This window comes from Agromyces humi, from assembly GCF_009720255.1.
GTDB lineage: Bacteria > Actinomycetota > Actinomycetes > Actinomycetales > Microbacteriaceae > Agromyces > Agromyces humi.
Genome location: NZ_WJSP02000234.1, coordinates 1 through 5,807 on the forward strand (window position 1 = coordinate 1; position 5,807 = coordinate 5,807).

Annotated in this window: 2 protein-coding genes; both read right to left on the reverse strand. The window is 67.2% G+C overall.

The genetic code is table 11. From position 1 onward, the window contains the following. Positions 1-182: 182 nt before the first annotated feature. A complete protein-coding gene (locus GH736_RS15735) occupies positions 183-2,531 on the reverse strand; it encodes a family 43 glycosylhydrolase (protein ID WP_203230804.1) in 2,349 nt (782 codons plus the stop codon). A 185-nt stretch (positions 2,532-2,716) separates the two neighbouring features. After that, positions 2,717-5,650 carry a beta-xylosidase family glycoside hydrolase gene (locus GH736_RS15740; RefSeq protein WP_203230805.1) on the reverse strand — a complete coding sequence of 978 codons (2,934 nt, stop codon included), beginning with the start codon at positions 5,648-5,650 and terminating at the stop codon, positions 2,717-2,719. Between the last annotated feature and the right edge of the window lie 157 nt (positions 5,651-5,807).

Here is a 5,807-nt window from a genome sequence, read left to right on the forward strand (position 1 = left end):
CGCGATCGCCGCACCCGCAACGCCCACCAACAGCGCCGCACCCACGACCGCAACCGAACACCGCGCGAACACCCTGCGCTTCTCCATCTACCTACTCCTTCGAATCCAGACCGACACCACGCCGGCCACAACAGTCGGGTCGCGGTGGCCCGCCGGAGGAACCGGCGGGCCACCGTCCTCAGCTAGCCGCAGGACCTCGCGTCGTACGGTGCTACCACGTCCAGCGACACCGGGGTGCCGTCGACGGATGCGGCCACGTGCGCCGTCACGGCCGCTGCGGGCACGTTCGCCAGCCGCGTCGTGAAGGCGTGCACCGCGTTCTTGGCGGGGGCGACCGACGCGAACGACTTGGTTCCGAACGACGAGTCGAACGAGACCGAGATCGGCACGTCGTCGTTGTTCGTCGCCTGGACCGTCACGAGCGCCTTGCCTGCGACGCACTTCGTGCCGGCGACGACCGCGACGTCGAGCGACGGCGCGGCGTCCGCCTCCGTGAACTCGATGGTGTCGATCTCGAAGAGGTCCCCGCTCGGCCCGGTGTACGTGAAGTACACGTCCTGGCTTCCCGTGGCTCCCTCGAGCTCGGCGGTCGCCTCGGTCCAGGCGCCGGCCGCGCCGTCCACGTCGATCGTCGCTGCGACCGCGCCGTCGGGTGCGCCGAGGCGCACCTGGATCTTGCCGCCGGCCTGAAGGGGCTTGACCTTCGCCGTCACCGTCGCGGCGCCATTCTCGCCGAAGGCGACCGAAGACAGCCCGGTCCAGTCGCCGTTGTCGACGTCCTTCACCACGAGGTTCGGGGCGGTCGCGCCGAACTCGGCTGAGCCGCCCTCGACCGTCGCCGTGGCGATCCCCTTCGTCCACCCGAGAGTCTCGGCCTCGAAGACCCGGTACGGGTCGAAGTCCCGCACCTGGTCGACGCCGGCGTAGGTGCCGACGACCTGGTTGACGGTCCCGTCCTCCTTGAAGGTCAGCTCCTCGATGTGCGGGCTCCGGTAGCCCTGGGTGGTGTTGCCGTTGATCCGCTTGTTCAGCGTCGGCGCGTGGTAGGTGAAGTAGTACTTGCCCTCGTACTCGAACACCGACTGGTGGTTGTTCCCGCCGGTGCCCGCCCCGAAGAACTGGGACTGGTTCGGGAACATGACGCCGGCGTAGGCCTCCTTCGGCCACGACATCGGGTCCTCCGACATCATGTAGCCGATCTGGCCGCCACCCGGGTATCCGGGAAGGGCCGTCTGGTTGCCGCCGAAGTCCGTGCCGCCGAAGTGCGACGAGTAGGAGAGGTAGTACTTGTCTCCGCGCTTGAACACCTGCGATGCCTCGAATGCCACCGGTGCGTCGACGACCGCTGCCGTGCCCTCCGTCGAGACCATGTCGTCGCCGAGCTCGATGACGCGGATGTTCTTCGGGTTGTTGAAACGCTCCGCCGCCGGCATGCTCGTCGACGCGGGGCCGCCGCCGAAGAAGAGGTACTCCTCGCCGTCGTCGTCCACGAACGGGGCCGGGTCGAAGAGCCACGAGACGCCCTGTGCGCCCGGCGTGCTGCCGTTGATCAGCGTGCTCGTGCGCTCGCTGGTCCACGGGCCGATGGGGCTGTCACCGGTGATGACGTTGCTCGAGCCACCGCCGTTGGCGTAGTAGAGGAAGTACTTCTCCTTGCCGTTCACGACCTGCTTGGCCATGCCCGGCGCCCACGAGTTGCCGGTGAACGGGGCGACGCCGTTGGGGCCGGCGACCTGGATCTCGCCGTGGTCCGTCCAGTTCACGAGGTCCGTCGAGGAGATCAGCGTGACCTGGTTGATGTTGCCGTAGTTGATCGACGGCGAGACACCGGTGGTCGGGTTGGGCGCATACCCCTGCGTGTCATTGGTCATGTACATGTACACGCGACCGTTGTCCACGAATCCGAATCCATCGGCCCCGAACTTGTGACCGATCAGCGGATTGTGCTCACCGGGCAGCTTGCCCACGACCTCGATGGTCTTCGACGGAGGCGGGGGCGGCGGAGCGCCGATCACCGAGACGTCGTCGAGCTTGAAGTCCATGAGGTGCGTGTCGGGCGCCGTGGACGGCGTCTGCGTCCACGGGGTCTCGAAGAACAGGCGCGCGGTCGACACGCTCTGTCCGGCCGGGATGGTGAACGTTCCGTTGAAGTACGCCCACTGCCCCTTCGTCGCGGTCACGCTCACGAGGTTGGTGTACGTCGACCCGCCGTAGTGCATTGTGGCGAAGAACTGCTTCGTCGCCGGGCCGTTCGCGTTCTCGTACTTGATCCGTGCCTTCAGCGCATAGGTCTGCCCCGCGCTCACCTTGCCGCTCAGGTCCTGCATCGGGCCGGAGCCGGTCGTGGTGCGACCGGTCACGATTCCCGCGCTCGTACCCGAGTACGCATCGGTCGTCGTGGCGAGGGTCCCGCCGTCCGTGCCGTTGCCGTTGTTGACGAACCAGCTGGTCGTCCCGCCCTCGAAGCCGCCGTTGAGGATCAATTCCTCCTCGGCGGCGTACGATGTCGTCGCAGCGAATGATGCGGTCATCAGCGCCGCCAGGGCGAGACCCGCCAGGGTCCGCCTCGGTAGGCGTCGCCGCCGTTCTTGTTGCAGTTCCACGAATCCTCCTTGATTGATGTGTCGTGGAGCGTTTGGAGCACCGGTCCCGAGCCGCTCTCGGGACCGGGTTCCGAACGGGCGGGCCCCGGTCATCCGGGGCCCACCCGTCCAGGTCAATTGCAGGCGTGCGCCGCGTAGGCGGCTTCCGCCTCCACCGTCACGGGCTCGCCGTCGACGGCGGCCGAGAGCTCGGCGGTCGCCGTGCCAGCAGGCACGCTCGCCGCTCGGGTCGTGAAGGCGTGCACCGCGTTCTTGCCCGGCGCGACCGATGCGAACGACTTGGTGCCGAATGCCGTCTCGAACGCGACCGAGATCGGCACGTCCTCGTTGTTCGTCGCCTGCACCGTGACGAGCGCCTTGCCGGCCACGCAGCGGGTGCCGGCCGTCACTTCCACGTCCAGTGACGGAGCAGGCTGCTCCAGCACGCCGAGTCGGGCGAGCTCGTAGCTCAGCGCTCGTTCGGGCGCATCGATCTGGTTCTGCGTCCCGAGCTCAGCCGCCTTGGCGGACTGCGCATCGGCGAGCGCATCCAGCATCGACGCCCAGGCCTCAGCCGGGTAGTCGCCCTCGTCGAGGGTGCCCGCGTAGGCGATCGCCGAATCCAGGTCGCTCTCGTCGAGCGGCTGGTTCTGCGACGTCAACGTGTCACTCAGGAGGAAGCGGTCGAAGTCGACGTGGCCGCCGGCCTGCTGGGTGGCGTAGTTGAACAGGCCGACTCGATGCCCCATGAAGTGCGTCAGGCCTCCATCGAGCCGCAGGGGTCCGACGGCATCCCCGAGCTGCGTCCAGGCGAGGCCGTCGAGGCTGTAGGAGAAGGTCGTGAAGAGCTGACCCGACGTCCTCGCGAAGTCGAGATCCGCCTTCAGGAAGACCTCCGTGGCCGACCCGAGTGCTGCCGAACGGCCGGGGAGGAAGCTCTCGATGGCGGACTGGTCGATCGTCGACGCGAACGGCTGGCCGCGATGGACGACGCCCACCGTGTTGACCCCGCCGACTCGCTTCACCGCGACGTACGAGAAGTCCCGGTTGTACGCAGCCAGGCCGGCGACGTCTCCATCCTTCATGCCCGAGATGTCGAGCTTCGTCTCCGCCGATTCGCGTGGGCCGAAGGTTCGCTGCGACAACGTGTTGCGCGCCTCCTCGAGCCAGGTGAGTTCGCCACCCGAGTTGCGGTGCGAGTACGCGCCGGTGACGACCTTGCCCGTCGTCATCCGCAACCACCCGTCACGATCGGTCAGCGACCAGTACCGGTTGTCGGGCGCGTGGTTCCACTCCCAGACCAGGTCGAGGTTCGACCCGTTCGGGGCCACTTCCTCCGCATTCGCGACCTCGGTGGTGACCGGACGCCCCACGAGGGACGCATCGTCGACCTTGAAGTCCATGAGATGCGTGTCGGGAGCCGTCGAGGGCGTGCTCGTCCACGGAGTCTCGATGAAGATGCGCACGTCCGAGAGCGCCTGCGACGCCGGGATGGTGAACGACCCCGACACCTTGCCCCACGCTCCCCGAGTGAGACTCGTCGCGGGCGAGAGGTTGGTGTAGGTCGTGCTGCTGCCGCCGTACCGCGCGGTGAGGTAGAACTGCTTGGTCGCCGGGCTCGCAGGGTTGTCGTACTTCACCCATGCCGAGACGTCGTAGGTGACCCCGTGCTGGACCTTGCCGGTCACGTTCTGGGCGGGACCCGATCCGGTGGTCGTCCGCCCGGTGACTGCGACGGCCGACGTCCCGGTGCGGGCATCCGTCGTGGTCGAGAGCGTCGCGGTGTCGTTGACGCTCCAGCCCGCAGTGCTTCCGGACTCGAGACCGGGATTGTCGAGGAGCTCGACGCCGATCAGCGATTCGTCGAGGTCGGGCGGCGTCGGGATCGTCCACTGCTCGTCCTGGTAGCCCCGGTGCGGCGCGTCGTTGTCGAAGTCGTCGGACCCGACGATGCTCTTGAGCCGCTCGAAGCGCTCCTGCTCGGGCGAGAGGTCGATCGGCTTGTCGAAGACGCCGTTGACCGGCACCACGCCGTTGTTGCCGAACGTGGGCCAACCGTCGCTCCACGTCGCCGGGATCAGTCCCGGGGTACGTCCGATCGGGAAGTTGTCGCGGAAGAAGAAGCCGTACCAGTCGTCGTCGCCCTCATCGTTCGCGATCGGCACGAGACTGCCCTGCGCGAACCCGTTCGAGTTCAGCACGCCGCGAGACTCGTACGGCGCGGGGGCACTCGCAAGGCGGCCGAGCAACTCGGTCGAGCGGAACATGGCGACCTGTCGGCCACTGCTCGGCCAGGTGATCATCACGACGTAGTAGTAGCCGTCGATGTAGAACGCCTGCGCGCCCTCGAAGAGACCGCTGCTGCCCACGTAGGGCTGGCTCGAATACTCGCTGCGCTGGATGAAGTTCGGGAAGTCCTGCTCGATCGCGGTCAGCGTCGGGTTCAGCCGGACCGCGCTCACGCCGCCGTAGATGATGTACGGCGTGCCGCCGTTCGCGTCGTCGAAGAACAGCGACGGATCGTGGAGACTGCGGCCGAGCGCCGTTCGCGTCCACGTCCCGTTCTCGATGTCGTCGGTGCGGTAGATGTAGGCGCCGCCCAGGTTCAGCGAATTGATCAGGACGTAGAAGGTGCCGTCGTGGTAACGCAGCGACGACGCCCATTGGCCCTGCCCGTAGGAGTTCGATCCGTTGCGGAGCGAGAATGCGTCGCTGATGTCGAGTCGGTCGAACGCGTAGTTGACGATCTCCCAGTTGACGAGGTCGTACGACTTCATGATCGGGGCACCGGGACTGAGCTGCATCGTCGTGCTGATCATGTAGTAGACATCGCGACCCTCGTCGTTCTCCGATGCGGGGACGCGCTCGACGCTCACGTCGGGAACGTCGGCATTGAGCAGCGGGACGGAATACGTCCCGTCGCCCTTGTCGGTCGTCGTGTACGACGACTCGGGGTTCCATTCGTCCGCCGCCTGCGCGACGCTCGTCGTCGCGAAGAGGCCGACGCTGGCCAGCAGGCCCGCGGTGGCGAGTGAGACGATTCTCAGCACGCCCTTCTTGTCAGACACGTGTGCTCCTTCGATCACGCAACTGGGAGGTCACTCGAAGAGTGAGAGGGTGATGGTGGCGGTGTAGTCGCCGGGGGCGACGGTGGCGGGCGTGCGCAGGAACAGGTCCGCGGTCGCGGTCCATGACCCCTCGGACGCGACCGCCTCGGAATCGAAC